Below are 25,607 nucleotides of genomic sequence, written 5' to 3' on the forward strand. Positions count from 1 at the left end.
GGCATAAGCGGAAAACTTCCGCTTATATACCCTCCGAAAAGCGTGCCGTTCTGCCCTAACCGGAAAATATCCGCTTATTTTACTTTCTGCTCTCAGGACAAAACATCTTAGGACAAGTAAGTGAGATGAAAACTCTTGCAAGATGGGAGATGGCCTGTGGCGGCTTTGAAAGGGATCACAATATGTTGAAGAAGATTTACCCGGCCAAGAGATAATCCGGAAAAGTTGCACCGCTTAGATTGACGTGATGAAAAAAAGCAACATCGCAAAAAGTTCTATAATCCATCCTGTTGACAGGTTCTCTATTATCATATACCCTTGGTTTGGAGGGGTAACCCCTTTCATTTACCAAAATAAAAAAGAAAGACCGAATTTCGGCCTTTCTCAAAAAAACACTATTGCTGTGCGACCTGTTTAGCTGGCTTGGGACGCTACTAAATTAGTCGTATATTTTTTCTTTTTATCCAAACTAAAATCTGTGACAACTGAGACGCCTATGCCTGCATATTTACTCATGTCGTTGAAGACGGTATCAACATTGCCAAGTGAAATTTTGGCTGTAACCAGTTTTCCTGGGTGGAGACGCTGCTTTTCAACCATCTGAAGCATTCTCGGATATTCGGAAATCGGCATACCGAACGAGCCAGAGAACTGAATTTCACGGTCGACAATTTCATTCAGTGGAATATTCAGCATCCCTTCGTTTTTAAAAGAGGTCATCCCGATTTGGACATGTCTGCCCTTCTTGTTGAGGCTGCGGATGGCATTAAGCATGGTTTCCTGAATACCTAATGCATCAACTGAGACATCGGCACCGCCCTTTGTCAGTTCCATAACGGCTTCAGGTGCTTTTTCTTTTTTACTGTTGATTGTGGCTACGGCACCCAGTTTTTTCGCAAATTTGAGCTTTTTATCGTCAATGTCTACGGCGATGACATTGGCACCGTAGGCTGTCGCAATCTGAATAGCTGATAATCCTACGCCACCGGCTCCGTACACGACAACCCATTCACCGCCGCGCACTTTTCCTCGTGTCGTCACACCATGAAAGGCAGTCATATAACGGCAACCCATGGCACTGGCATCAGTAAAATCGACGCCTTCCGGGAGTGCAACCAAATTGTAATCTGCTTTAGGAATCCGGACATATTCAGCAAAACCACCATTATAGGTAAAACCGGGCATAATTTGATGGTCGCAGACATTGGAATGACCAGCAAGACAATGCGGGCATGTCCCATCGCCCTGAGTGAATGGAACAATGACACGATCACCTTTTTTAAAATTATGAACATCTTTACCGACTTCTTCCACGTACCCACTCATTTCGTGACCCAGGATATGCGGAAGTGGCGCAATAAAACCAGTCCATTCGCCCATCCAGCCGTGCCAGTCGCTACGGCAGACACCTGTGGCCTTTAATTTGACGATCACCCCGTCAGAAGTCAGTTCAGGATCAGGAACCTTTTCAAGCGACAGAGGTTTTTTAAAAGCTGTAAGAACGGCAGCTTTCATAAATCATGCATCTCCTTGATTGTTATATAGTTGTGACATTTGTCACACTTGTATACTAGCACAGGAGATATATGATGTAAACGCTAACAACTTGAGTCCCTTTATACGTACATTCAGAAATACACAGTTCCTTTTCTCTCCAGGCAAACTCTCATTTCAGTGTAGTGAACTTCCCCAATTAGAATCTATTTTTGTTTACTTGCGTCGGCCCTATTCAATATATCAACATTTCTGAAATCCGGTACAGCCCCAAAGTGACCTGACGCAATAAAGGGGCAAAAGCCAGCAGGTCATACAACCGTAGCAGGGGGCACTTTCTTCTCCTGACCCTTCACAAAGGAGACACAACACAGCGGCTCTGTGTAAGCGCATAAATGATAAAATTATGGATAGATGTTAATGGGTTCACAATTTAAAGATCCCGGGAGGATAGTCTTATGTTATCTAAAGCAGAAACGGCCTTACTCGTGATTGATATGCAATACGGCGGTGGTGCGCCAGACGGTTCACTCGTGCAGATGCTGCATGTCGATGTGTCCAGGCAGGAAGATATCGTGACCCCGATTATCAGGCTGAAGGATTTTTTTAACGAAAACGGGATGCTGGTTGTAAATATTAAAACGGAATACGAAGAAGATTTCAGCAACTGGCCGATGCTTGCGAAACGTTTCGAGGTGAAAAAATACAGGCATTTTGCCAGGGGTTCCGCAGATGCAGCTATTATCCCGCCTCTTGCCCCGCGGAAGGGTGAAAAGCTGGTTGTAAAGCATCGCTGGGACGGGTTTTTCGAGACAGACCTCGATCAGCTGCTGAAAGCACATCACATTGTCAACCTGATTCTTGTCGGGGCCGCGACGGATGTCTGTGTCCTGGAAACCTGCAGTTCTGCTTTCTCGCTGAACTATAACTGTATTGTGCCCATTGAGACGACGGCTTCCTTCAGTCCTGAACGGAAAAAGCTCGGTCTTGAGGTACTTCGTTTTGGAAGAAGTCAGGTGGTTCCGGTCAAAGAAGTCTATAAGCTGTTCAATTAATAAAACTTCAGCTCTGAGTGATTTGCATGATCTGCCAATACTCAGAGCTGTTTCTCTTGTCAACTCAAACAGGGAGGGGACACGTTGTCCCCTCCCTGTATTTGTGTAAATCTTATTTTACTTCCTGATTTCCTGAAACTTCCCCTTCAATTTTAGCTGATTTCTGGATGGCGTCATTTGCGTAATACACGTTTCCGTCTATTTTTGCTGTTTTATGCACGTTAAATCCGTTCGCTTCTACGTACACATCACCTTTAAATGTTCCACCCTGTAATCTGAAATTCTCACTTTTTACAATCAGTTTCGGCGCAGTCAGAGTAAACGAATCGGTGATTTTCCGATTTTCATCCTGAGTATACAGCGCCAGCTTACGATAGATATCGGCAGATGGATCATTCTTGTCATGGAATTCACCTTCAACGACAATATCTTTGTCAACCGTGATGTTACCCAGTGTGGCAACCATCCAGGTCCCGTCTTTGCTTAAACCATTTACAAGAGCGTCCGCATCGTTGACAATCGACGCACTTGTCACAGCGTCCACAGAGGTTTTTCCGGTGACTTTTCCGTCAACAGTGGCCGCGTTTTTGAATTCATCACTGGTATAGATGATATTGCCATCGACAGTTGCCGACTTGTCAAGCGTGAATCCCTTAGCTTCAACATAAACATCGCCGACAAAGGTCCCACCCTGAATTTTGAAGTTTTCACTCTTTACGGTCATTTTCGGTGCGGTCAGTTTGAATGATTCGGTAATCTTATGATTTTCATCCTGGGTGTACAGTGCAAGTTTACGGTATATCTCTTTCGACGCATCACCCTTATCGTGGAATTCACCTTCTACAACAATATCCTGATCCACCTTCAGATCACCCAGTGTCGCAACGATCCAGGTCCCATCCTTACTTAAAGCTTTTACAAGAGCATCCGCATCATTGACGATTGAAGCCGTTGTCACAGCATCGGCGGATGACCCTGATGATTTTTCGCTGTCCCCTGAGCCGTTTCCGTTTCCGCAGGCGGTCATTGCGGTCAGCATGGCAACAGCCAGGACGGAAATAACCAACAGCCTGAATTTAGCCTTCATCAGTAAATCCCCCTAAAGTTCAGTATCCTATCTATATGTGATCTCTTTCACGTCACACTCCTATTTTATCATGTATGCGTTTACATATTTACACTCTGATTTGTATAATTTATGACGTTTTATATTGTGAAATCCGTGCGGTTTTAAGAAAGGGTCTGCTATAATGGGGGGCGGAGGTGTTTCTATCAACTACCTGCCGCTAAAGTGAACAGGCTTGCCGCTGCGTTCTTAATTTGAAGCTCATTCCTTCCTCTCATTATTAAAATAATGAGTTTCCTGGAGGTTACGAATCATGAAATTCGTGAAAATTCATCTCTTCAGCATGCTGTACGGTTTTCTCCTGTTCGTGCTCACCTTTATGATCTTCCGCCCTGATCTGGCAGCTGAACGCCTTCATATTTCAACCGATGCCGTATCCCGGGGCTATCTCTGGGTGGCTATCCTCGCGGCTGTCGTCTACATGCTGTTTATGAACCAGGTTTCCAGAGGCCGGCCACGGGACTGGAAGGCGGGACTTATTGTCGCGATACAGGCCATGCTCTGGTTCCCGTATTGGCTGCTGTTTGTCCTGATCGCATGGCTTATTTTGTGAAATCGATTAATACGTAATCGCCTGCCCGCCAAACTGTTCCCATCCCTGTATGAACGCTTTCCTGTCAAGCTTCTTGTTTTTCTTTCCATCCAGAGGATCGTTGACGTAGACAGAGTCTGGATCAAAACCGGTAACAAGAACGGCATGCTCGCGATAGGTTATTTTCACAGGCCCGTCCTTTGTCTGCCAGGTTTCCCATTCTTCTTCCGGCAGAGGTCGGAATGTGCTTGTTACGATGACCCATACCGGTTTTCCTGCCACAATCTTTTTTTCAACGTCCAACCAGGGCCGTCCGGTCAGATCAACTGCATCCATATATTGACGTGCCAGATTATAAACAGGGCCATGATAAACCGCATATCCCGATTCATCAAACGTCTCGATGTTACCGACAAATCCTTTATTCGGGTTTCCGCGATACACGCCATCACGAAAAGGAACCTTTTCAATCTGATCGGCAAGGGTCATTTTATCTACCGCTTTCCCGCTTGACTGAATCAGCATGGCCAGTACCGTGACCTCACAGCCGCGGGCAAGCTCCGGCATCTGGGAGATCACAGGGAAATTCATTATTTTCTTAGTGACCGGGACCGGTTTCCGGGGAACTTTATCCTTAATCAGAAGTGTGTTCCGGTCAACTGACCGGGGAGCCTCAGTAGAGGGTACTGCACTGTTTTCCGCAAGGCTCACCGGATGATCTGCGTCAACGTGGGGCACGATAATGATCGTGATCAGCAGGAGGGCCGCGACGGCCAAAACGATCGTATAAACGTATGCAGTCTTTTTCAATTAACGATCCGCTTCTCCTTTCAAATTTCAGACACTTTTTATCATTATACACTTCACTTCACTGAAAATTGCAGATCAGGTCATGGGTGAAACCAGAAATTGTGAACAGGCTTTGACATGTAAGGGGTTGCGATATGAATTGCTTTTATTTATGCCCTCAGGGTTATAAGATGATGTAGGGAGAGTTTACCCATGTTCAACCAAAATATACTTTTTCTGGAGGGATACTGTTGAAGCAAATCGCTATCGGACCGGAAAAGAAACAAAGATCTGCCGTAGTTCAGGGCTGTATGAGAATTGCCGACATGTCAGATGAGGCCGTTGAGCGGCTGATTCGGACAGATCTGGAAAATGGTGTGACTTTTTTTGATCATGCTGACTGTTATAACAATGGAGCATGTGAAGCCAAATTTGGTAAGGTGCTGGCAGCACATCCGGACCTGAGAGACAAGATCACCCTGCAGACCAAGTGCGGGATTGTTCACGGACCGGAATATACTATTTATAATTTTTCAAAAGATCATCTGCTTGAGACGGTCAATGCCAGTCTGAAGCGCCTTCAGACCGATCATCTTGACTATCTTCTACTTCACCGGCCAGACGCGCTGATGGAGCCTGAAGAGGTTGCTGAGGCATTTGATACCCTGCATCAGCAGGGAAAAGTGCTGCATTTCGGAGTCAGCAACCAGAATCCGATGCAGATGGAACTTCTGAAAAAGACGGTCAGACAACCTCTTGAAGTCAATCAGCTGCAATTCAGCATCATGGCGACAGGCATGGTTGATGCCGGAATCAACGTCAATATGACCGTAGATGCCTCTAATGTCCGCGATGGCAGCATTCTTGATTACTGCCGCCTGAATGGTGTCACGATCCAGGCCTGGTCACCGTTCCAGTACGGGTTCTTTGAAGGTGTCTTCCTTAATAATCCGAAGTTTCCCGAACTGAATAAGAAAATTGATGAAATTGCCAGGAAATACGATGTGACGAATAATGCTGTCGCTGTCGCATGGATACTCCGTCATCCGGCAGAAATGCAGGTCATTCTCGGCACAACAAATCCCGATCGCGTCAAGGCGTCGGCGAAAGGCGCAGACATTCATCTGACACGTGAGGAATGGTATGAAATTTATATGGCTGCAGGGAATAAATTACCGTAAGTGGCTGAAACGGGCAGATCCGGTTAACGGATCTGCCCGTTTTTTATAGATGAAATGAACCGTATATCAGATTCAGGCAAATGAATCCTGCGGCGAGGAGTACGATCACCAGCAGGCAGACCGTGTCTTTCATTTTCCATTTCAGAGCCCGATAAGAAGATCTTTTGCATTCGGCGCGGTAACCGCGAACCTCCATGATATCAGCCAGTTCCTCCCCGCGGTTCAGCGAATTTGAGAAAATCGGCAGAAATACGGGGACAAGTGCCTTCATCTGCCGGAAAATGGATCCCTCACCAAACACGGCACCGCGTGCACGCTGGGCATCCATAATTTTCTGCGTTTCATCGAGCAAGTCAGGCACGAATCGCAGGGCGATCGTCAGCATCATTGATAATTCTTCGACAGGAACATGAATGAAACGCAGCGGACGCATCAGAAAGTTAATCCCATCTGTCAGGTCAACCGGTTTGGTTGTTAAGGTCACAACCGTCGTTACGAAAATGATGGTGACAAACCGGGAAAAGATATAGATTGCGTTAATGAGACCGAACTCCGATATGGTGAACGGCCCCCAGTCTACATAGATGTCTCCTCCTGCCGTAAACAGGATCTGAAGGGCAACCGTAAACAGAATCAGCCAGATCAGCGGGCGGACACCGCGCAGGTACGTCCGGAAGCCTGTCCCGGACAGAAACATGACAAGAAATGTAAAAGTCCACAGCAGCAGGAGGCCCTGAATGTTGGTCGCCAGAAAGGTGATGAAGACAAATGCCAGGCCCGAGATCAGTTTCGCACGCGGATCCAGATGATGGATCCGCGAGGCGCCGGGAAAGTACCGGCCAAGGATGAGTTTATTCATACCCGTCCCACCTCGATCAGTGCATCGGTCAGTTCATCTGCAGTCAGACAGACGCGCGGCAGCTTGATTCCGGCACGCTGTTCCAGTTCCAGCTGAAATCTTCTTGCATCCGGCAGATCGAGATGCCAGGCCGCAAGTTGTTCCGTTCGTGAAAACAGCGCGCGTACATCACCGTGAAAGACCACTTCTCCCTTTTCCATAACTACCACAGCATCCGCATCACGGGCCACACTTTCCATATCATGAGTGACAAGCACAACGGTCATCCCCTGCTCATGATTCCACCTGGAAATCAGCGACAGAATCTCCCTTTGCCCGTGCGGATCAAGCCCCGCCGCCGGTTCATCCAGCAGGAGGATATCCGGCTCCGTCGCCAGTACGCCGGCCAGCGCAACCCGTCTCCTCTGACCGCCGGACAGGGAAAACGGTGATTTTCTCAGAAGAACCGGATCCAGTCCGACCTGGCGGATTGCTTTCTCCGCAATTTTTTTCGCCTCGGGCAGCCGGGCACCAAAATTCATCGGACCGAAACAAATATCTTTCTCCACTGTCTCAGCAAAAATCTGTGATTCCGGAAACTGAAAGACGAGGCCGACCCTTTTACGGATTTCTTTCAGTGTTTGTCTGTCATTATCCCGGGAAAAGTGAACGATCCGACGTGTACCCTTCCGGACCCGGGCATCAAAATACCGTCGATCACCTTCAGCAGGCTCGATTTACCCGCGCCTGTCGGACCGACCACAGCTGTAAATGACCCCGAAGGAAGCGTCAGACTGACGTCATTCAGAACCTTCGGGCTGTGGATCGGCCCCAGTATATAATCAGCTGTAATGTGTTCCAGTTTTATTTGCATAACCATTGAACCATTTCATTTTCCGTCATATAATGCCTGGGCGCCCGGCGGCCGTTTTTCAGCAGCAGCCTCCTCAGTCTCTCACTGAACGGGGCTTCCATCTCCATTTCTGTGCTGAAAATCTGTCGTGGTGTGCCGTCGTTGACCAGCCGGCCGTTTTTCAGAACCAGAATGCGGTCACTTTTCGCCGCTTCATTCATATCGTGTGTAATCGAAAGTATGGTCAGCCGCCCGCCCGCGCGGAGCTTCTGCAGTGTGCGGAGCATCTCACGTCTGCTCGCCGGGTCGAGCATCACAAGCGATTCATCCAGAATCAGAATGTCCGGTTTCAGCGCCAGAACACCCGCAATCGCCACGCGCTGTTTCTGACCGCCGGACAGGCGGGATGGGTCGGCTTCCTTCAGTTGTGACAAACCGACGGATTTCAGCGCTTCCTCCACCCTGACTCTCATCTCTTTAACAGGCATATTGATGTTTTCCAGTCCGAAAGCCACATCATCCTGAACCGTTGCGCCGATAAACTGATTATCAGGATTCTGAAAAACAATCCCTGCATGCCTTCTGATCTCCCATTTATTTTCTTCATTGAGTACGACACCTTTGATCCGGATCGTTCCACAGGAAGGCTTAAGCAGACCGACCAAAAGGCGGGCCAGAGTCGATTTTCCGGCGCCGTTATTGCCGATAACCGACAGCCATTCTCCCTGATGGACATCAAAGGAAACAGAAGACAGGGTATTCGCTTTCTCCCTCCTGTCATATTTAAAAGAAACATTCCTGACCTCAATGATTGCCATCTGATTAAAAAACTCCTTTTAAAGGATCACTGCGATGAAAAGCAGCATGGTCAGCGTCCCGTTAACCAGCGCGAGACTTTTCACAGATACGATAAACGTCTTCGATTTGAGCTGCACCCGGCTGAATCTGCGGCAGAGCCTGTACACCGGCACAGCCATCAGCAGTGTGAGCAAAAGGATCGCCGGCAGGATACGCAGGACGATGCAGACGACAATCGCTGCAAATGAAGCGGCGTACAGCCCATTATACAGCTGAATCGCATGGCGTTTACCAATATAATACGGCAGCGTATAGCGGTGATTACTGATGTCTTCTTCCAAGTCGCAGATATTGTTCGCCAGCATAATGTTGGCAATCGTGAAGACGAACGGAAGGGAAACCAGGATCATTTCTAATATTAGCACAATGTCCATGCGGACCTGAATCAGCCGGTCCTGCCAGATCAGATTGACAATGCCCTGATCATAGGCGTTGATATAAACGGCCAGAAAAAGATTGATGAACCCTTCCGTCACGCCCGAAAAAATTTCTCCGAGCGGCATTCTGGAAAGCGGAATCGGTCCAAAGGAATAGAGAATACCAATGGCAAAAGCAGCTGCGCCGAGAAGAAGCAGAACAAGATCCGTCCGGAAGGCAAGCCAGATGCCAAGTCCCGTTGCAATCGAAAACATGATAAGAATGATGGCAACGATCTGCCATTCCGGGACCCCTGCCTGACCGATAATGTTTTTGCGCCTGCGGTAATCGTCTGAAGTGGCCTTTCGAAAATCCATATAATTATTAATAGCTGTTGTGGTCATGACAAAGACGAGTAAAGCGGTAATGAAAATCAGTGTATTGATCGGTCGGAATGTCCCGAAACGATAAAATGCAAGCAGACATCCGGCAATAAACGGGAAAAGGCAGGTCAGTTTCGTCTGGATCTGCACCAGTTCCAGGAACGTACGCAAAGACATCCTTACACCTCCCGGATTTTTCTTCAGAAGAACACAGCGATCATCAGTAAAACAGCGATGGTCCCATTCACCAGAACGAGATTTTTCACAGCCACATTAAAAGTCTGTGATTTCACCTGTTTCTGATTAAATTTCTTCACGAGTCGATAGACCGGCAAAACAACAGGCAGCACGAGCAGCATAATGAGTGGAAGAATCTTCAGCAGAACGCAGGCCAGTATGGCGACAAAGGAAGCCAGATAGAGACCATTGAAGAGCCAGATCGCGTACCGTCTGCCGATATAATAGGGCAGGGTAAACCGATGATTCCTGATGTCGTCATCCAGATCGCAGATATTATTGGCCAGCATGATATTGGAAATGGTAAAAATACAGGGCAGAGAAACCAGGATGATGTCAATAAACTGAATCAGATCTACACGCAGAGTCACGATGGCCCCCTCCCAGACCAGATTGGCAATCCCCTGATCAAAGGCATTGACATAAACGGCCAGAAACAGAATACCGAACCCCATAGTAATCCCGGAAAAGATTTCACCAAGCGGCATTCTGGAAATAGGAATGGGACCGAATGAATACAGAATACCGATCGCAAAGCAGAGCATTCCGGCCAGAAGCACGATGAGATCCGTTCGTACAACAAGCCAAATGCCCAGTGCAGTCGCCGAAGTCACGAGCGTGAGAATGGTCAGGACGACCAGCCACTCGGGGATCCGTTCCTGACCGATAATATTTTCTCTTCGCCGGTACTCCTCACTCGTCGCCTTGCGATAATCCATGTAGTTGTTGATCGCCGTTGTCGCCATATCAAAAAGCACCATGGAGCCGAAAAAAATCAATGTGTTGAGCGGCTTAAATGTGTTGTAGCGATAAGTGACAAACAGCAGGCCGACGATCAGCGGAAACAGACTTGCCAGTTTCGTCTTAATTTCCACCAGTTTCAGAAAGGCGTACAGTGACAATTTTTCCACCTCTTATCTAAGATTTCATCAATCTGCCAGTTCAAAAGATGTATCTGTCAGTTCAAAATTTTTCTTCAGACCGGACGTGATATAAATCTTTTTATCCCGCGTGACAAAAATGGCTTCGACGTCTTTCATTTTTTCGGCGTTTCTGATCCCGGCCTGAACACCCTCGGCGAACAGCGTCGTCGACAGCGCGTCTCCGTTCACGGAACGGCCCGTCACAACAGAGACGCCGGCAATATCATTATTTAACGGATAGCCGGTATCCGGGTTCAGTAGATGATGATAGGTTTTTCCGCCGACTTTAAGATAACGTTCATAAATACCGGACGTTATGATGGTTTTATCGGATTCCCTGATTTTACCAACGATTTCTCCGCGCGGCGAAAAGGGATTCTGGATGCCGACCGTCCATTCTCCTCCCCTCGGACTGTCCCCGAGGACAAAGATATTGCCTCCAAGGTCAACGATCGCCGAATGTACGCCGTGAGCCTTCAGTACGGCGACTGCCTGATCTGTAATATAACCCTTGGCAATCGCACCGAGGTCAAGCTTCATCCCCTTGCCCTTCAGGAAGACCGTATGTTTCTTCTCGTTCACCACGACTTTTTTGTAATCAATCAGCGGCAGAACCCGGTCAATTTCACTCTGTTTCGGTTTACGCGCATCGGGAAAACCGATATGCCAGAGCCGCGACAGCGGACCGATCGACAAGTCAAATTTCCCTCCAGACTGATCGCTGAAATGTCTGCCGATTTTCAGCATATCCAGGATATCTTCGGAAACCCGGACCGGTTTCACCCCGGCATTTCTGTTGATTTCACTGATTTCTGATTGCTTTTCATTTTCTTCGGCCGTTGTGGTATCTGCGAGCACTCTGATCCGCTTAAAAACAGGGTCAAGCACTTTTCCTTTTCCCTCGTCATATATTTTTACTGTGACGACGGTCCCCATCAGAAACTCGGTTTTACTTGATGGATTATCGGATATTTTCGGCGTAGCCGGCTTCTCCTCTGAGGAGCAGCCGGCTGTTATAAGAAGCATGAGAATAAGTAATACGGTACATACCTTTTTCATGATGTTCAGCCTTTCTGCGCGGTGATCTGTTTTGCGGGATAAATAAAGGCTTTAGAGTGTGCACGCTCTAAAGCCTCCTGTCTTGAGCCGGGTATTACTTCTCTTCTTTAAAAACCTGATTATCCACGACAATCGGCGTGGTGTCACCCTTCTGAGCCGCGTTGATCAGCTGCGCCGCATAGATTTTAAAAGCATGGCTGGAATGCGTCGCACCGGTCACAACATCCACTTCACCGGCATTTTGTTTTTCCTTCAGTGACTGACTCAGCTCCGGTATATACTCCTGAGGCCCGGTACCGGATTGTGCTTTCATTTTCTTTTCGTATGCCTTATCTTCAGATTTCAGTTTGTTGTTTTTATCAAGGAAGTTGTAATCCACTTTCGTGATCTTGCCACCCTTGACCGTCATATTGATATAAGTCTTCCAGCCGGTGGGTCCAAGATTCTTTTCCGACAGCTTGTATTCACCGTCTTTCAGCGTTCCCTGGGCATCCACCTGAATAGGCGTTGTATCTCCCTTTTGCGCGGCCTGAGTCAGCTGCTGTGCATAATTCATAAAATTGCCTGAAGACTCGGTCGCACCGGATACAGCTTCAACCTGCTGCGCGCTCTGGCTGTCAACCAGTGATTTGTTCAGCTCAGGGATATATTCTTTCGGACCGGTCCCTGACTTGGCTTTCATCGCTTTCTCATAGTTTTTGTCTTCCGATTTCAATGCGCCATCCTTATTCACGTAGTCATAATCGGATTTTGTAATCTTACCGTCTTTTACGGTCATCTTAAATTGGGCTTTCCACCCGTGCTTATCAAAATCTTTTTCATTTAATGAATAAGTGCCGTCCTGATAAGCTGCTCCGGTAACCAGCTGAGGCGTACTGGTTTCGGAATTTCCTGCTGCTTTTTCCGTGTTTCCTGTGTCAGCGTTTTCATTTGAACCGCAGGAAGCGAGGATCATTGTAAATAAGAGTGTTCCCGTGAGTGCCAGTTTTTTCATCTTCATGATCTCTTGTACTCCCTCTCTATAGTATGTGTGAACTAATTCACATCTGTATCATAACACTGGGCAGTCCTTTATGACTATAAACAAACTGTGAACAATGTAAAAAAATTGAAACGTTTTCTTCTTGATTATATAGACACTTTTCACCTGCAAGGTTAAAATAAAAATTGATAGAATGATATTTGCTTCACAAATTCTATCATGTTCTTCTTCATAAATTCATTCATTGATTTATAACAGCCTGGGGGGAAAACGAATGAGTAACAAAAACATTGTGATCATCGGAGCAGGCTATGCCGGTGTACACGCCACCAAAAAACTGGCCAAAGCGTTCAAAAAAGATGATTCTGTTACCATCACACTGATTGATCGCCACTCCTACCATACAATGATGACCGAACTGCATGAAGTTGCTGCACATCGGGTAGAGCCTGATGCCATCCAGTTTGATCTGAGAAAACTGTTCAGAAAGTCTAAAGTCCGGCTGGTAACCGATTCAGTCCGGCAGCTGGACCGTGACAGGAAGACGGTGATTACTGACCACGGCGCCTATCCTTATGATTATCTGATTCTCGGTATAGGCGGCGAGCCGAATGATTTTGGTACACCCGGTGTGAAGGAACACGGGTTTACACTCCTGTCCTGGGAAGATGCCGTCAAACTTCGCCGGCATATTGAAGAAACAGTCAGAAAGGCCGCCACAGTTCACGATGAAGCCAAACGAAAAGCCATGCTGACGTTTGCTGTCTGTGGTTCCGGTTTTACCGGCGTGGAAATGATCGGCGAACTCCTTGAATGGAAAAGGGAACTGGCCGCCATCAATAAACTGGATGAAAGCGACATTTCGCTTATTCTTGTTGAAGCGGTGCCAACCATTTTGAATATGCTTGACCGAAAAGATGCCGGAAAAGCAGAACATTATATGGTGAAAAAAGGAATCAGAATCCTGACAAGTTCACCGATCGTCAAAGTCGAAGCTGACCGGATCGTGCTTAAATCGGGCGAAGAAATTCCAACCTATACGCTGATCTGGACAGCCGGCGTCCGGGCCAACTCTGATGTTAAACCCTTCGGCCTGGCTTCCGCCAAAGCCGGCCGGCTGAAAGTTAACCCGTATTTGGAAGCTGAAGGGATGGAGAACATTTACGTTGTCGGCGACCTCGCTTACCATGAGGAAGGCGGTAAACCGGTACCGCAGATTGTCGAAGCCGCTGAACAGACCGGCGGTACCGCAGCGAAAAACATTATCGCCTCAATAAACGGCGGTGAGAAAACGGCCTATCACGGTAAGTACCATGGCGTCATGGTTTCCATCGGTGCGCGCTTCGGTGTCGCCAATCTCATGGGCTGGCGCCTGAGCAGCTGGTTCGCCAATTTTATGAAACATGTGGTGAACCTGTATTACTTTCTCTGCATCCACAGCGGCTACTATATGTTCCATTACATTATGCATGAATTTTTCCATACGAAATATAAACGGAACATTTTCCGTAACTGGTCCGCGCGTTACGGAAACGTTCTCTGGAGTGTCCCGCTGCGCGTCGTTGTCGGCGGTTTCTGGCTGACCGAAGCCTTTGCGAAAATCTGGGGAGAGGCAACATGGAAAGAGGCAACATCCAGCTGGTCGAAAGTCCATCTGCTGTTTAACGGGATCGGCAAAGATTCCTGGCTGACCAGTGATACGGTGAAAATGCCCTTCGACTGGCTGCAGACCACGACAACCGGAGCCAGTCAGGCTGCCGGAAGTAGCAGTGATGCAGCAACACAGTGGGCTGCGCCGATTTTCAGTAAAATGCCGGGATGGTTTGAATGGATCATGAAGATCTTGCTTCCGAACGCAGATGTCGCGATTTTCATGCAGAAGATGATGCTGTTTATCGAACTGGGCATCGGGCTGGCTATTCTGGCCGGGCTTCTGACCTGGATCTGCAGCGCGGCAAGTGCCGGATTCCTTGTCGTCTTCATTCTCAGTGCGATGATGGGTTGGGATAAATTCTGGGCTCTTCCGGCATCCATTGCCCTGATGAACGGTTCCGGGCGGACGATTGGCCTTGATTACTGGGTTGTCCCCTTCTGCAGAAGTTCTTCGGACGCCTGTGGTACGGGAAGTCGCAATCCGTGTACGGGCCTGATCAGAACACCGGCAGCCATACGGACACCACTTCACGTGGCATGTAAAACAGAAATCAGAAAGGACGGGCAGAGATGAAATACGGTTTTTCAATGATCAGACGCTGGGATATCATTATCGTCTGCCTGCTCGTGCTTTTCTCTTTTCTTCCGTTCGGCATTTTCAGTTACGTTCAGGCAGAGCAAACTTCCGGCGATAGAAGTGAAGTGGCTGTGATTAAGGTTAATAATAAAAAAGTGAAACAAGTGGTGCTGTCCGGAAACGCGGAGAATCAGATTTTTGATATCCATACTAAAGACGGCGGTGTCAACACCATACAAGTCCGCAACAACCGGATCAGGATAAAAAGCGCGAACTGTCCCGACCAGGTCTGCGTCCGGACCGGTTATATTTCCAAACCGGGAGAGACGATTGTCTGCATCCCGCACAAAGTAGTTATTGAAATTCAGAGTGAAAAAAGCGCTCCGGAGCCGGTAATCATCAGCTCCTGAGTTTCTCGGGGATAAGGGGATCTGCATCATGATCATGACAAAAAATCATCTGTCGGCTTATATGGCTCTCCTCGCTGCGCAATCTGTCATTATCAGCCTGTTTGAGTCGGCCATCCCCTTCCCCTTTGCCGTCGCTCCGGGCGCGAAACTTGGCCTTGCCAATATCATCACCTGCATGGCATTATATACCCTGTCGGGAAAGAACGCGGCAAAAGTAGTGACCATTCGTCTGATCCTGGCGACCCTTCTGAGCGGCACGATTTCAACGTTTATGTACAGTGCGGCCGGTATGATTCTGAGTTTTACAGGCATGTGGGCAGTAAAAAAACTGGGGCCCCGGCGTGTGAGCCTGATCGGTGTCAGTGCAACAGGCGCCATTTTGCACAATGTCGGTCAGCTGATCGTTGCCAGCTGGATTGCCCGGACCTGGACCGTCCTTCTTTATCTGCCGGTATTATCTTTCGTCGGCATTCTTGCCGGTGTTGCGATCGGTATCATGGCTAACTATTTACTCACACACGTAGAGAAACTTCAATATTACAGATATTTACAAGAAGCCGATGATCGGGCATAGTAGAAAGAGAAAGGGGCGAGAAGGATGCGCGTACATCCGATGTGGGAGGCTTATCCGGAGTTAAAGGCTGATTTATCAGCCGTACTCGAATTGATCGATTCCCATATCCGTGTTCATGACTCCGCGATTGAACGCAGAATTAAAGACATGATCCGCTCGTCGGGAAAAATGCTCCGGCCGGCCTATTCGCTCTTATGCTCAAAAATCGGACCGGAGAGAAACAGAAGTCGGGCACTCGCTGTCGCCGCGGCGCTCGAGTGTCTGCACATGGCAACGCTCGTTCATGATGATGTGATTGACCAATCGGATACAAGGCATGGCCGGCCTGCTGTTCATACTTTATATGGAAATAAGATCGCTGTTTATACGGGAGATTATCTGTTCAGCCTGTCCTTTTCACTGCTCGCCCGGCATGCCTCTTCACTTCCTCATTTACGTGTCGACGGCATACCGGCCGACAGGATTCTGGCAGGCGAACTGGAACAGCTGCATGCTGAATTTAAACCGCCATCATCAATCAAAAATTATCTCTCACAAATATCCGGTAAAACGGCTCAGCTGTTTGCGATCAGCTGTTATTCCGGAGCGATGGAAAGCCGGAGCAGCTCTTTCTATGCGAATCGCGCTTATAATATGGGGCATGACATCGGCATGGCTTTTCAAATTATCGACGATATACTGGATTATCAGGGTAACCGGGACAGGATGGGAAAACCGGTAATGAGTGATCTGCGGCGGGGCATATATACCCTTCCGGTGATCTATACGTTCAAAACAGAACCGAAGACCATGCGTCCGCTTCTGGAAAAAAGGGCACATCTGACAGATCAGGAGATCGATACCATTCTGGATTGCATCCATCGCTGCCGGGGCATTGAACGAGCCAGGGAGCTTGCGAAAAAATATACCCGAAAGGCACTTCAGGAACTGGATCAGTTACCGGAGGGAAAGAATAAAGCAACACTCCGAAAATTAACGCTTGCACTGCTGGAAAGAAACCGGTAGCTGATTATATTCATATTCAGGGCTGCGGACAGTCACATATCCGCAGCCCTTTTTGTTTTACCGGTCGCCTTAATGATCTACATAAACAACACTTCGTTTCAGTGCGCGTCCATCCGTTTGATCGTGGCCGTTTGCCCTTTATCACTTTCAGAAGCTGCATGCAGAATCACAGAATAAAGCCGAAAATAAAATCTCCATAAAGACAGACAATCCCCTGCTGGGTGAAATACAGCTAATCCAAAAATTAAGGATCCCCATTTCTGCAGATTCAAAATAGATTCAGAGCGCCTGTAGTTTCGTGAAGACAAACTTATATGAAGAAACTGAATCACTTACTCATGACTGAAGTCACGAGTGTGCGTTCGCAACAAATCAACATCCTAGACAGATGTTTTCTCCGGAATTAAACTAGAATCTGTATCTATTTTAAACCACTCGTCATGGGAGAAAGGAGTCTGCGACATGATGCACAATCCAACAGGAAAAAAACGTTTGGTACTCGTCCTGCTTCTGGGGATGCTCGGCCTGTTAGGCCCGTTTAATATTGATCTGTATTTACCTGGTTTCCCTGATATTTCGCGTGATTTACATGCGAATGCTTCACTGGTCCAGCTGAGTTTGACCGCTTGTCTGATTGATTGGACTGACAATTGGTCAGGTTGTTGTCGGGCCGATCAGTGATGCACAGGGAAGAAGAAAGCCCTTATTAATTTCTATTTCTCTATTTGCTCTCACATCGCTGCTCTGTGCTTTTGCACCTGATATTTTCACGTTGGTGATCGCCCGGTTTTTGCAGGGATTCACGGCTTCGGCCGGTGTTGTCCTGTCCCGCGCGGTCGTGCGTGATGTGTTCAGCGGACGGGAAATGACGAGGTTCTTTTCTGTTTTAATGGTCATCAATGCGGTGGCACCAATGATCGCCCCGATGATTGGCGGGGCTATTTTACTGCTGCCGTTTGCGACGTGGCACACCATTTTCTTTTTTTTGTGCCTGGTCGGCCTGCTTATTGCTCTGATCGTGGCCTTGCAGTTAAAAGAAACCCTTCCCCGGAGAAGCGTATTTCCGGTTCAGTCGGTGAATCCGTTCGCGTTATGGGAGGGCTGCTTCATGATCGGACATTTATCGGTTACGCCTTAACGGTTGGATTCATACATGGAGGCAGCTTTGCTTACGTATCAGGAACGCCATTTGTCTATCAGGACATTTACGGGGTCTCGCCACAGGTCTTCAGTGTCCTCTACGGTCTGAATGGTTTAGCGATTATTATAGGAAGTTATATCATTGGGCGCCTCAGCGACCGGTTTCACGAATGGAATCTGCTCCGAGTCGGCGTGATGATTTCAATCAGTGCTACTGCACTGCTTCTTGTCATGACAATGATCCATGGACCGCTGGCAAGCCTGGTTCTGCTCATTTTTATCTACATGATATCTATTGGTATGACCGTTACCAGTACGTTTACGCTGGGAATGAAAAATCAGGGGCGGCATGCGGGAAGCGCCAGTGCGGTACTGGGCATGCTTCCTCTCCTGCTCGGTTCGATTGTCTCGCCCCTTGTCGGTATTAATGAATCGACTGCTGTACCGATGGGCGCGATCTTATTTGCTACCTCGTTCATTGGTTCGGTCGTGTTCTTTAAACTGACCAAAACCAAAAGGAAACGGACGCAACCCGTACATGGATGAAACTGTTTCTCCATCCATAACCGTCCGGATCATGAGTATCAGATGTTTTGCTTCATCGACTAAAAGTCCCGGCTCGGCTAACGTCCCTTCCGCTGATCCGGCAGAATTTGCGGCACGGTGACATTCCGGGTGAACACCGAATAACCTGGTCAGCATTTCATGGATTGTACGAACAGTCTCAATGATAGAGGAGGCAGTTCACACTGCCGGCCTCTCACACCGCCGTATACGGATCCGTATACGGCGATTCAATAACTTAGCACTTTGAACAGGCTGGAGCATCCTGGAAAGGTTAAATAATCCAGGATGCTCCAGCTAATAATTATTGACATCTACTTCATTACTAACTATATTGAAATAGTATTAAACTTTTCTGAATTCTCGATATTATCTTATTAGGTAAAAAAGCTAGCCTATTTGTACAGTTCAGGAAAAGGAGAAGAAAAATGGCTGGAAAAACAGCAAGTCATATAAATAACGATGCTCGCCCTTTAACAGATACTTTTAAGACATTAATATCTATTAGAAATTATCGTCTTTTAATTTCAGGTCAGCTTGTATCACTATTGGGTGACGGCGTTCAAATTCTTTCTCTTGTTTGGACAATGAAAGTATTAACAGGTTCTTCTGTACAAATGGCTTTTGTCTTGGTGGCTGATACTATTCCAATGATTATTTTCGGAATATTTTCCGGGGTCATTATAGACAGGGGAAATCAAATAATTCCCCGAACAAACCGTAGAATGACAAAAAGGGGGTAAGATAATTGATCAGTTCCTCCCATTCATCTGGGAGTCCATGGCGGTTATAATAGCACTTAATGGTTTGATTACCATTGTGCCGCGTTAACTCGATGGATAACCTTGGCGTTTTATCATCGCTATTCGTGTCGGTAAAATTAAATTCCTCAAAATAGCTTTCACAGTTGTCCAAAAGATCGCGGACACCATCCCGCACATAATATTCGTGCGTAACCAAGCAGCCACTTCCGATGCCTTTCTTATAGGTTAGTGTTTCCGTTTTTCTGTAGATGATTAGTTTTTCCGAATAGTCCCCTATAAAGTTTGATGGTATATTTGGAGCTGTTGATTCAGGATTCATCTGCCTGAGGCGATGATAATTTAATTCGATATGTTCCAGTTGCTCTGCATCGATCAGTGCGGCTTCCGGGGCAAGGCGATCCATGACTTCGATAAAATCATCCCAATTAGGCGGATAGGCGTTATCCCCTGATATGTGGCGACATTGTTTGCCAATTTCTTTATACTCGAGCCTCCACTGCGTCCCATCACAGATTGCAAAGTCCGGACTGTAATCGCCTTGCCAACGTTTGATCTGTAGCTTTGCAAGACTTGTCAGCCACGCATCACTGATCTTCTTTGGGACATTTACACTGTCAATCGTGGTTCCAAATAGTTCCGTGGTACTGACGGAATAAGAAATATGCCCTTCTTGCAGGCGAACACTGACAGAAGTAGAACCACCAAAGAAACCTCCGATTTCAATATGCACGTGACCGCATGAAGGATCATATTTTAAGTCTTTACGGTATTCCTTTCATGCGTTTTGCAACAAATGGAAGTGAAGAGATCACACAAATAGAACAGGCTTTAGATGGTTATGAGAAAAACAGATAGAAAACAGAGACTTTTAATTCTAGCAGCAGTAAGCCCTATTGAGAGTATCTCCGATGGCATTTAATCCAGAAACATCCTGATTGAAAACTCCAATAGCCATTGAAAATGATTTGTAAAAGAACAGCAGATTCAATGGCTATTTGCGATTAGTTTCTTGTACGCAGATGAATGGTAAGATTATCGATGTCTTGTTTCAATAGGTGTGTCAGCCAGTTGTGCCGCTCGTTTACATCCGTGTAACCAAGCCTTGTCTTCACACTTACGGACAGTCCCCTGCTTTTGTGGCTTGGATTAAATCTGCTGCAACTTCGGGACGCAGGATAAGGCCGCTACCCATTCCATTCGCCGTCACATTTTCCATACAACATATGCGCTATGATTGCACATCGCAATACAATCGAATATAATTGTGGTACAGGAGGTGTTTCAAATGACAAGAACTTCAAACATTTTCGCCCGCGTTGAACCTGAAATTAAGGAGCAGGCTGAGCAAGTGCTGAAGCAGCTCGGTATTCCCATGTCCAACGCGATCAGTCTTTTTCTGCGTCAGGTTGTGCTGCAGCGCGGGATTCCCTTCGATATAAAACTGTCCGAAAACAAGCCACTCACTTTCGGATCTCTCAATGAAAAGACGTTCAACGCTGAAATTGAAAAAGGACTAGCTGACCTGACCGCCGGGAGAATTACATCGGCTGACCACGTCGCCGAGAAGATGAGACAGGATTATGGCAAATGAGTCAATGGAAGATTGTATATACCGTTCAAGCGGAACGAGACCTGCATGACATTTATGAATATATTGCCCTCTCACTGCTGAATCCGGAAATTGCGAAAAAACAAACCCAACGTATAATGAACGCAGCGTCTAAATTGGATGAGATGCCGTTTCGTTTTTCTCTTTATAATAAGGAACCATGGCATAGCAAGGGTCTCCGCGTCCTACCCGTGGATAATTATCTTGTCTTTTATCTGACAGTGGAACCAATGAAAATCGTGGTAATCGTCCGTATCATGTATAGCGGGCGTAATACTGAGACACAGTTGCGGTAAGTTAAAAAAACTGTGAAACGGTAAGGATTCTAAGGATAGCGACGATGCGATCAAGCGCATGAACCGCCGTGAGCTGCTTCTTAAAATCTCCTCCATGTGCTTGCCTTTTGCCAATTCATCCACAAGTATGTCAATTTATCTGATTTTCTGCATGCGCGGTTCTTTGATTTCCTCGACTCGATGTCCGCAAATTACATCTGAAATTTAGGCAGCGTAATTTCTCTTTATCGTTTAATACTTCCTGAATGTCAACGAATTGGTTCACCTCACCAACAATCGAAATACTAACTTTACGATGCGGGACTGCTTGTGGATGGATAGCCCCTACTCATGCCTGGTAGTTACATTTCTTCTCAATAACCTCAAACATAAAGCCACTGTAAAAAAGGCAGGAATAAAGTCCAGCTTCTCTCCATTTACAAAGGGTGGCAGGCAAGATAGCCCAGCTTTTCTCCATTTATATTTTGGCTTTTTGACCGATCAAAAAGCCTGTCTCGCCAGGGTTTTCATTTCACTTCCTATAAAATGTTTTCCTTTAATTGAGTTACGAGCAAAAAAGTAAAATAAGAGGATTTTTTCCGGTTAGATGTAGAACGGAACGCTCTTCGGGGGTATATAAGCGGAGGTTTTCCGACTATGCAAAGCAAAAGTCCTCATTTTCACGTTTTTCAAGTCAACAGGCGGAATCTCTCCGTCTATTTCAGCTATTCTTCATTTTGTTCACTAAAAGTAAGCGGAACTTTTCCGTCTATTCATCTGCTCGCACGCTTAACCTGTTCCAACAACCGGTAAGAGCGGATTCCAGATAACCTCCCTGGTTGACGTCGTCGCCTTTGTCTATGACTTTTTTAATCTACCTGCATTGGGGGCACCTGAATTTTTCATATCGGGGTAAATTTTCTCGGTCGTCCCTGATTTTTGACCATACGACTTCAGATTGCCCTCTATTTTGGCAGAAAATGATTTCAGAACTCCTTATCATCCCTTTTACACAAGGGTTCCCCACATCGCAATTAGCTCTAAGGATTAATCCATGACCAGTACAAATAACCCCGAAAGGAATCTTATCCTTCAGAGGTATTGTAGGAACTCTACTTTATTCCCTGCGCATTCCACCAAACCGATTTCTGATCATTTATTAATTTCTTCCAGCGCTTTCCAATGCAATCAATAAATCCAGCGCACATTAATAGCCCATGATGGCGGCGACTTCTTCCCATATGCTTCCACCAAAGCCATTTCAACTCTATCAACGCCACGTACTCGACGTGGCTCGAGAGGACAGACCGAATGTCATTTGAGTGTGTCCGTTCACGGGAACATATCCACAGCGTTTTTAGCAGTATCTTTTTAGAGAATAGGATAGGTTTGTACGTATCGAGGATTAGTATAATAGGGCGGTCTGGGTCCTATTAACGGCATTGGCCACGTGTAAGGGTTGTCATCATAGAGCATCTCTACTTTTTCATCAGAAAAATTCACGAGTAATAATTGGACTTCAGGACTATATTGAAACAAGCGAATAACCTCCTCTTAAATTTACCTGATATACCTTATTCGGTAACCTCTAATAAAGAGCAAGTACTTCTTTCGTCAAGCTTTAAACGCTTTTGGATTGGAACATGCACTGGGTACGCCCAAGTAACATAGTGTAAAAGGTCATTTCTATTCATGCAAGGAGGATTCCAATGGGGCAGGATGGGCAAAAAAAAATCAGAAGAAAATTAACGATGGAAATTATCCAATGTATCCAAATTACGGGGTCATAACTCGCTATGAGGACATTCCGATTAATGTCCCTGAACAACGTCAACTTCGACAACCGGGTGTGGAAAGACTGATGGTCCCGCGGCCTATTATTGAAAATCCGGAGTACAGGGGAAGCGGGAAATTAACAGGGAAAGTTGCCCTCATCACAGGCGGGGACAACGGGATCGGAGCAGCTGTAGCGATTGCGTTTGCTAAAGTAGGCGCCAGTGTTGCTATTTCCTACTTTGATGAACATGAAGATGCAAACAGAACAAAAGCGCGGATCGAACAACTCGGTCAGCGCAGCCTTTTACTGCCAGGTGATGTCCGAGACAAAAATCAATGTATCTCCAACGTGGAACAAACGATTCAATCATTCGGACGATTGGATATTCTTGTTAATCACGTGGGTATCCAGTTCCAGCAGCCAAGTTTACTCGATATCACAGACGAGCAATTAGATGACACCTTGAAAGTTAATATCTATTCTCATTTTTACACAACCAGAGCGGCACTTCCCTATTTGAAAACAGGCAGCTCAATTATTAACACATCTTCGGTTGTAACTTTTAAAGGCCCTTCACAATTGATTGATTACACCTCAACGAAGGCGGCGAATATTGGCTTTACTCGTGCTTTGGCCAATAATCTTATAGATAAGGGAATTCGGGTCAATGCTGTCGCACCAGGATCAACCTGGACTCCGCTCCAGCCGTCAACCTATTCTGCAGATCAGGTCGCTATATTAGGTTCCGGTAATCCGATGCGGAGAATGGCCCAACCCTTTGAGCTTGCGCCAGCGTACGTCTATCTTGCCTCCGACGATTCCAGATTTGTTACTGGCCAAACCATTCATGTTAATGGTGGAGAGCTGACATCATCATAAGAAACGATTCAAGCAATAAGTTGAGAACTATCTCGAAATGTATTAAAAACCAGTCTTCCTAAAATCGTTGATTAAAGGAAAACTGGTTTTGATGAGTTTATATGAATGGCAGGCTGGATGGCTAAACCGCGGGCTGGAACCGCCCTGTTTTGATCACAGATTGGCAGGTACAATATTGTTTGCCTTTTTATAGGCAGCTTTAGCCAGTTCGCATAAGTAATTCCATTGCTGGTCAAACTCCGGCTGGAAGAAGAAATCAGCCAGTGCCAGTTGCTGTGTGGTCTGTTTTGTTTGAATGGCCAGAGACAGCGTGTTGATTGCCGGCGTGATATCGTGTTTCGACATGAGCTGTCCGCCGACAATACGATTGGTACCCACTTCGTAAGTTAATTTCATATAAATCTTTTCTGTATCTGGTACAAAGGACGGTCTATAATAATCTTCTACAAATACCGATTGAGTCTTCAGGCCGCTCTTTGCTGCTGTTGCTTCTTTAATCCCTGTCGTAGCAAATTTATAGTCGAAAAGAGACAAAGCTGATGTGCCGGAAACGCTGGGCATCTCAACCGATGGCTTCTCAAGATTCAGCGCGGCAACAACGGCCTGACGGCGCGCATTTGTAGCCAGAGCAATCGGCATTTTCTCGCCATTCGGGCTGTAATCGATCATGCAGGCATCACCGGCTGCAAAGACATCTGGTGCACTGGTTCTCTGATAACGATCTACTTTAATGGTTCCGTTCGGATTCTGTTCAATCGTTCCTTTCAGCCATTCTGTATTAGGCACAACGCCTGCAGCCTCAACAACCAGGTCGGCCGGATAGACACCTTTATCCGTTGCAACAGCTGTTGCTTTACCGTTTTGCCCTTGAATCTCCTGAACTTTTTCGCCAAGCTGAACGTTAATCCCCCGCTTGATGAGATCAGCCGTCAGTAAATCAGTAAATTCCTTATCCAGATAAGTCGGCAGAATCCGGTCAGCAACATCAATGACAGTCACCTGCTTGCCAGCTTTAACATAAGCTTCAACCAATTCAATGCCGATATAGCCGCTTCCGATAACGACGACATCTTTTATATTTGGATCATTGATTTTCGCTTTGTTTTTCAGCGCCCATTCTCTGCCGCGCAGAAAATAAACATTTTCCAAATCGTTGCCCTTAAATGGCAGCTGACGGGGAACGGCACCAGGGGTCAGAATGAGTTTATCATACGAGATATCAGACGCTTTCTGTGTATCCAGATTGATCGCATGAATCGTTTTCGCCTTCGGATCCAGGCCGGTTACCTGGTGATGTGCATAAACGTCTACACCCTGATCACTGTATCCTTCCCTGGTTGCATAGTGTATATAATCTATATTTTGAACAGCATCCTCTAAATACAGCTGAATCCCGCAAGAGAGAAAGGATACTTTATCCGTTTGCTCAAACAATTTGATTTTCGCATCAGGATAAGTCTCTAACGCTGTTTTCACAGCTTCATATCCACCATGAGATGTTCCGACAACAACAATATTCACATAAACCCCTCCAATAATGTTTATCATTAACCAACGTGTATACAATAACACATACTATATTATAATTAAAGTAATATGATAATCATTATAATAAAGACCTTTGATTATTGACTTAATCCTGCGGTTTATTCATTGAAGGGATTCTTATTTTTGGCTTTCTCATTCCGGCCGAAGCGACTCATAAGGCACGTT

General features: G+C 46.5%; 24 protein-coding genes and 3 pseudogenes. 12 read left to right on the forward strand and 15 right to left on the reverse strand.

Translation table 11 applies throughout. From position 1 onward, the window contains the following. Positions 1–414 precede the first annotated feature (414 nt). A complete protein-coding gene (locus ABNN70_RS00095) occupies positions 415–1,515 on the reverse strand; it encodes a zinc-dependent alcohol dehydrogenase family protein (RefSeq protein WP_353948331.1) in 1,101 nt (366 codons plus the stop codon). A gap of 437 nt (positions 1,516–1,952) precedes the next feature. Here ABNN70_RS00095 and ABNN70_RS00100 point away from each other — a divergent pair, with 437 nt between their 5' ends. Further along, the gene (locus ABNN70_RS00100) at positions 1,953–2,549 is read left to right on the forward strand and encodes an isochorismatase family cysteine hydrolase (protein ID WP_353948332.1); all 597 of its coding nucleotides are present in this window, start codon (positions 1,953–1,955) and stop codon (positions 2,547–2,549) included. A 112-nt stretch (positions 2,550–2,661) separates the two neighbouring features. Here the strand turns inward: ABNN70_RS00100 and ABNN70_RS00105 are convergent, their stop codons facing one another. Then, a complete protein-coding gene (locus tag ABNN70_RS00105) occupies positions 2,662–3,636 on the reverse strand; it encodes a polymer-forming cytoskeletal protein (RefSeq protein WP_353948333.1) in 975 nt (324 codons plus the stop codon). Between the two features lie 292 nt (positions 3,637–3,928). Here ABNN70_RS00105 and ABNN70_RS00110 point away from each other — a divergent pair, with 292 nt between their 5' ends. Continuing rightward, complete coding sequence (locus ABNN70_RS00110) at positions 3,929–4,228, forward strand: hypothetical protein (RefSeq protein WP_353948334.1); 300 nt, start codon at positions 3,929–3,931, stop codon at positions 4,226–4,228. A gap of 6 nt (positions 4,229–4,234) precedes the next feature. On the opposite strand, the gene ABNN70_RS00115 is transcribed toward ABNN70_RS00110, so the two are convergent. Further along, a complete protein-coding gene (locus tag ABNN70_RS00115) occupies positions 4,235–5,017 on the reverse strand; it encodes a C39 family peptidase (RefSeq protein WP_353948335.1) in 783 nt (260 codons plus the stop codon). Positions 5,018–5,307: 290 nt separating this feature from the next. Here ABNN70_RS00115 and ABNN70_RS00120 point away from each other — a divergent pair, with 290 nt between their 5' ends. After that, positions 5,308–6,177: an aldo/keto reductase gene (locus ABNN70_RS00120; protein ID WP_240697302.1), complete on the forward strand. Its 870-nt coding sequence runs from the start codon at positions 5,308–5,310 to the stop codon at positions 6,175–6,177. A 43-nt stretch (positions 6,178–6,220) separates the two neighbouring features. Here ABNN70_RS00120 and ABNN70_RS00125 read toward each other — a convergent pair whose 3' ends face one another. From ABNN70_RS00125 to pplA, 8 genes are all read right to left on the reverse strand, one after another. Further along, a complete protein-coding gene (locus ABNN70_RS00125; protein WP_353948336.1) occupies positions 6,221–7,036 on the reverse strand; it encodes an energy-coupling factor transporter transmembrane component T in 816 nt (271 codons plus the stop codon). After that, positions 7,033–7,752, reverse strand: a complete 720-nt coding sequence (locus tag ABNN70_RS00130; RefSeq protein ID WP_353949459.1) for an ATP-binding cassette domain-containing protein — start codon at positions 7,750–7,752, stop codon at positions 7,033–7,035. Before ABNN70_RS00130 ends, ABNN70_RS00125 begins: the two co-directional genes overlap by 4 nt. Beyond that, on the reverse strand, positions 7,650–7,889 hold the full coding sequence (locus tag ABNN70_RS00135; RefSeq protein ID WP_353948337.1) for an ABC transporter ATP-binding protein: 240 nt from the start codon (positions 7,887–7,889) through the stop codon (positions 7,650–7,652). Before ABNN70_RS00135 ends, ABNN70_RS00130 begins: the two co-directional genes overlap by 103 nt. After that, entirely contained in the window at positions 7,880–8,686 is an 807-nt protein-coding gene (locus ABNN70_RS00140) for an energy-coupling factor transporter ATPase (protein WP_129929470.1), read from the reverse strand. Before ABNN70_RS00140 ends, ABNN70_RS00135 begins: the two co-directional genes overlap by 10 nt. An 18-nt stretch (positions 8,687–8,704) precedes the next feature. Continuing rightward, positions 8,705–9,643, reverse strand: coding sequence for a 1,4-dihydroxy-2-naphthoate polyprenyltransferase (gene menA / locus ABNN70_RS00145; protein ID WP_353948338.1), 939 nt, complete (start codon positions 9,641–9,643; stop codon positions 8,705–8,707). A gap of 23 nt (positions 9,644–9,666) precedes the next feature. Beyond that, positions 9,667–10,605, reverse strand: a complete 939-nt coding sequence (gene menA / locus ABNN70_RS00150) for a 1,4-dihydroxy-2-naphthoate polyprenyltransferase (protein ID WP_353948339.1) — start codon at positions 10,603–10,605, stop codon at positions 9,667–9,669. Between the two features lie 27 nt (positions 10,606–10,632). After that, positions 10,633–11,685 (reverse strand): FAD:protein FMN transferase, encoded by a 1,053-nt coding sequence (locus tag ABNN70_RS00155; protein WP_129929473.1) that lies wholly within the window; start codon positions 11,683–11,685, stop codon positions 10,633–10,635. Positions 11,686–11,779: 94 nt separating this feature from the next. Next, positions 11,780–12,685 (reverse strand): extracellular electron transfer flavoprotein PplA, encoded by a 906-nt coding sequence (pplA, locus tag ABNN70_RS00160; RefSeq protein WP_353948340.1) that lies wholly within the window; start codon positions 12,683–12,685, stop codon positions 11,780–11,782. 256 nt (positions 12,686–12,941) lie between these two features. Between pplA and ABNN70_RS00165 the strand changes: the two are divergent. The 6 genes and pseudogenes from ABNN70_RS00165 (at position 12,942) to ABNN70_RS00190 (ending at position 19,333) form a co-directional block, all read left to right on the forward strand. Continuing rightward, positions 12,942–14,863, forward strand: a pseudogene (locus ABNN70_RS00165) (FAD-dependent oxidoreductase). Positions 14,864–14,890: 27 nt separating this feature from the next. Next, positions 14,891–15,307, forward strand: coding sequence for a NusG domain II-containing protein (locus tag ABNN70_RS00170; RefSeq protein ID WP_129929476.1), 417 nt, complete (start codon positions 14,891–14,893; stop codon positions 15,305–15,307). Between the two features lie 34 nt (positions 15,308–15,341). After that, the gene (locus ABNN70_RS00175) at positions 15,342–15,881 is read left to right on the forward strand and encodes a Gx transporter family protein (protein ID WP_129929520.1); all 540 of its coding nucleotides are present in this window, start codon (positions 15,342–15,344) and stop codon (positions 15,879–15,881) included. A 24-nt stretch (positions 15,882–15,905) separates the two neighbouring features. Then, the gene (locus ABNN70_RS00180) at positions 15,906–16,886 is read left to right on the forward strand and encodes a polyprenyl synthetase family protein (protein WP_129929477.1); all 981 of its coding nucleotides are present in this window, start codon (positions 15,906–15,908) and stop codon (positions 16,884–16,886) included. Positions 16,887–17,348: 462 nt separating this feature from the next. Next, positions 17,349–18,572 (forward strand): annotated as a pseudogene (locus tag ABNN70_RS00185) (Bcr/CflA family efflux MFS transporter). Between the two features lie 446 nt (positions 18,573–19,018). Continuing rightward, on the forward strand, positions 19,019–19,333 hold the full coding sequence (locus ABNN70_RS00190; RefSeq protein ID WP_353948341.1) for a hypothetical protein: 315 nt from the start codon (positions 19,019–19,021) through the stop codon (positions 19,331–19,333). Here the strand turns inward: ABNN70_RS00190 and ABNN70_RS00195 are convergent. Further along, positions 19,272–20,084, reverse strand: a complete 813-nt coding sequence (locus ABNN70_RS00195; RefSeq protein WP_353948342.1) for a hypothetical protein — start codon at positions 20,082–20,084, stop codon at positions 19,272–19,274. The two genes, ABNN70_RS00190 and ABNN70_RS00195, sit on opposite strands and share 62 nt — an antisense overlap. A gap of 277 nt (positions 20,085–20,361) precedes the next feature. Continuing rightward, a pseudogene (locus tag ABNN70_RS00200) lies at positions 20,362–20,564 on the reverse strand (tRNA-dihydrouridine synthase); the annotation flags it as partial. A gap of 75 nt (positions 20,565–20,639) precedes the next feature. Here ABNN70_RS00200 and ABNN70_RS00205 point away from each other — a divergent pair. Both ABNN70_RS00205 and ABNN70_RS00210 read left to right on the forward strand, forming a co-directional pair. Continuing rightward, positions 20,640–20,945 (forward strand): type II toxin-antitoxin system RelB/DinJ family antitoxin, encoded by a 306-nt coding sequence (locus ABNN70_RS00205; protein WP_353948343.1) that lies wholly within the window; start codon positions 20,640–20,642, stop codon positions 20,943–20,945. Then, a complete protein-coding gene (locus ABNN70_RS00210) occupies positions 20,942–21,259 on the forward strand; it encodes a type II toxin-antitoxin system RelE/ParE family toxin (protein ID WP_353948344.1) in 318 nt (105 codons plus the stop codon). Before ABNN70_RS00205 ends, ABNN70_RS00210 begins: the two co-directional genes overlap by 4 nt. A gap of 135 nt (positions 21,260–21,394) precedes the next feature. Here ABNN70_RS00210 and ABNN70_RS00215 read toward each other — a convergent pair whose 3' ends face one another. Next, on the reverse strand, positions 21,395–21,463 hold the full coding sequence (locus ABNN70_RS00215; protein WP_353949460.1) for a DUF2200 family protein: 69 nt from the start codon (positions 21,461–21,463) through the stop codon (positions 21,395–21,397). Between the two features lie 1,540 nt (positions 21,464–23,003). Here ABNN70_RS00215 and ABNN70_RS00220 point away from each other — a divergent pair. Next, complete coding sequence (locus ABNN70_RS00220; RefSeq protein ID WP_353948345.1) at positions 23,004–23,894, forward strand: SDR family oxidoreductase; 891 nt, start codon at positions 23,004–23,006, stop codon at positions 23,892–23,894. Between the two features lie 153 nt (positions 23,895–24,047). On the opposite strand, the gene ABNN70_RS00225 is transcribed toward ABNN70_RS00220, so the two are convergent. Continuing rightward, complete coding sequence (locus ABNN70_RS00225; RefSeq protein ID WP_353948346.1) at positions 24,048–25,415, reverse strand: FAD-dependent oxidoreductase; 1,368 nt, start codon at positions 25,413–25,415, stop codon at positions 24,048–24,050. Between the last annotated feature and the right edge of the window lie 192 nt (positions 25,416–25,607).

The sequence above is a fragment of the Sporolactobacillus sp. Y61 genome, from assembly GCF_040529185.1.
Taxonomy (GTDB): domain Bacteria; phylum Bacillota; class Bacilli; order Bacillales; family Sporolactobacillaceae; genus Sporolactobacillus.

What these genes read in the sequence shown, in the direction of transcription:
- ABNN70_RS00095 (WP_353948331.1), bottom strand. Translation starts at nt 1,515, where the DNA reads ATGAAAGCTGCCGTTCTTACAGCTTTTAAAAAACCTCTGTCGCTTGAA.
- ABNN70_RS00100 (WP_353948332.1), top strand. Translation starts at nt 1,953, where the DNA reads ATGTTATCTAAAGCAGAAACGGCCTTACTCGTGATTGATATGCAATAC.
- ABNN70_RS00105 (WP_353948333.1), bottom strand. Translation starts at nt 3,636, where the DNA reads ATGAAGGCTAAATTCAGGCTGTTGGTTATTTCCGTCCTGGCTGTTGCC.
- ABNN70_RS00110 (WP_353948334.1), top strand. Translation starts at nt 3,929, where the DNA reads ATGAAATTCGTGAAAATTCATCTCTTCAGCATGCTGTACGGTTTTCTC.
- ABNN70_RS00120 (WP_240697302.1), top strand. Translation starts at nt 5,308, where the DNA reads ATGAGAATTGCCGACATGTCAGATGAGGCCGTTGAGCGGCTGATTCGG.
- ABNN70_RS00125 (WP_353948336.1), bottom strand. Translation starts at nt 7,036, where the DNA reads ATGAATAAACTCATCCTTGGCCGGTACTTTCCCGGCGCCTCGCGGATC.
- ABNN70_RS00135 (WP_353948337.1), bottom strand. Translation starts at nt 7,889, where the DNA reads ATGCAAATAAAACTGGAACACATTACAGCTGATTATATACTGGGGCCG.
- ABNN70_RS00140 (WP_129929470.1), bottom strand. Translation starts at nt 8,686, where the DNA reads ATGGCAATCATTGAGGTCAGGAATGTTTCTTTTAAATATGACAGGAGG.
- menA (WP_353948338.1), bottom strand. Translation starts at nt 9,643, where the DNA reads ATGTCTTTGCGTACGTTCCTGGAACTGGTGCAGATCCAGACGAAACTG.
- ABNN70_RS00155 (WP_129929473.1), bottom strand. Translation starts at nt 11,685, where the DNA reads ATGAAAAAGGTATGTACCGTATTACTTATTCTCATGCTTCTTATAACA.
- pplA (WP_353948340.1), bottom strand. Translation starts at nt 12,685, where the DNA reads ATGAAGATGAAAAAACTGGCACTCACGGGAACACTCTTATTTACAATG.
- ABNN70_RS00170 (WP_129929476.1), top strand. Translation starts at nt 14,891, where the DNA reads ATGAAATACGGTTTTTCAATGATCAGACGCTGGGATATCATTATCGTC.
- ABNN70_RS00175 (WP_129929520.1), top strand. Translation starts at nt 15,342, where the DNA reads ATGACAAAAAATCATCTGTCGGCTTATATGGCTCTCCTCGCTGCGCAA.
- ABNN70_RS00180 (WP_129929477.1), top strand. Translation starts at nt 15,906, where the DNA reads ATGCGCGTACATCCGATGTGGGAGGCTTATCCGGAGTTAAAGGCTGAT.
- ABNN70_RS00190 (WP_353948341.1), top strand. Translation starts at nt 19,019, where the DNA reads ATGGCTGGAAAAACAGCAAGTCATATAAATAACGATGCTCGCCCTTTA.
- ABNN70_RS00205 (WP_353948343.1), top strand. Translation starts at nt 20,640, where the DNA reads ATGACAAGAACTTCAAACATTTTCGCCCGCGTTGAACCTGAAATTAAG.
- ABNN70_RS00210 (WP_353948344.1), top strand. Translation starts at nt 20,942, where the DNA reads ATGAGTCAATGGAAGATTGTATATACCGTTCAAGCGGAACGAGACCTG.
- ABNN70_RS00220 (WP_353948345.1), top strand. Translation starts at nt 23,004, where the DNA reads ATGTATCCAAATTACGGGGTCATAACTCGCTATGAGGACATTCCGATT.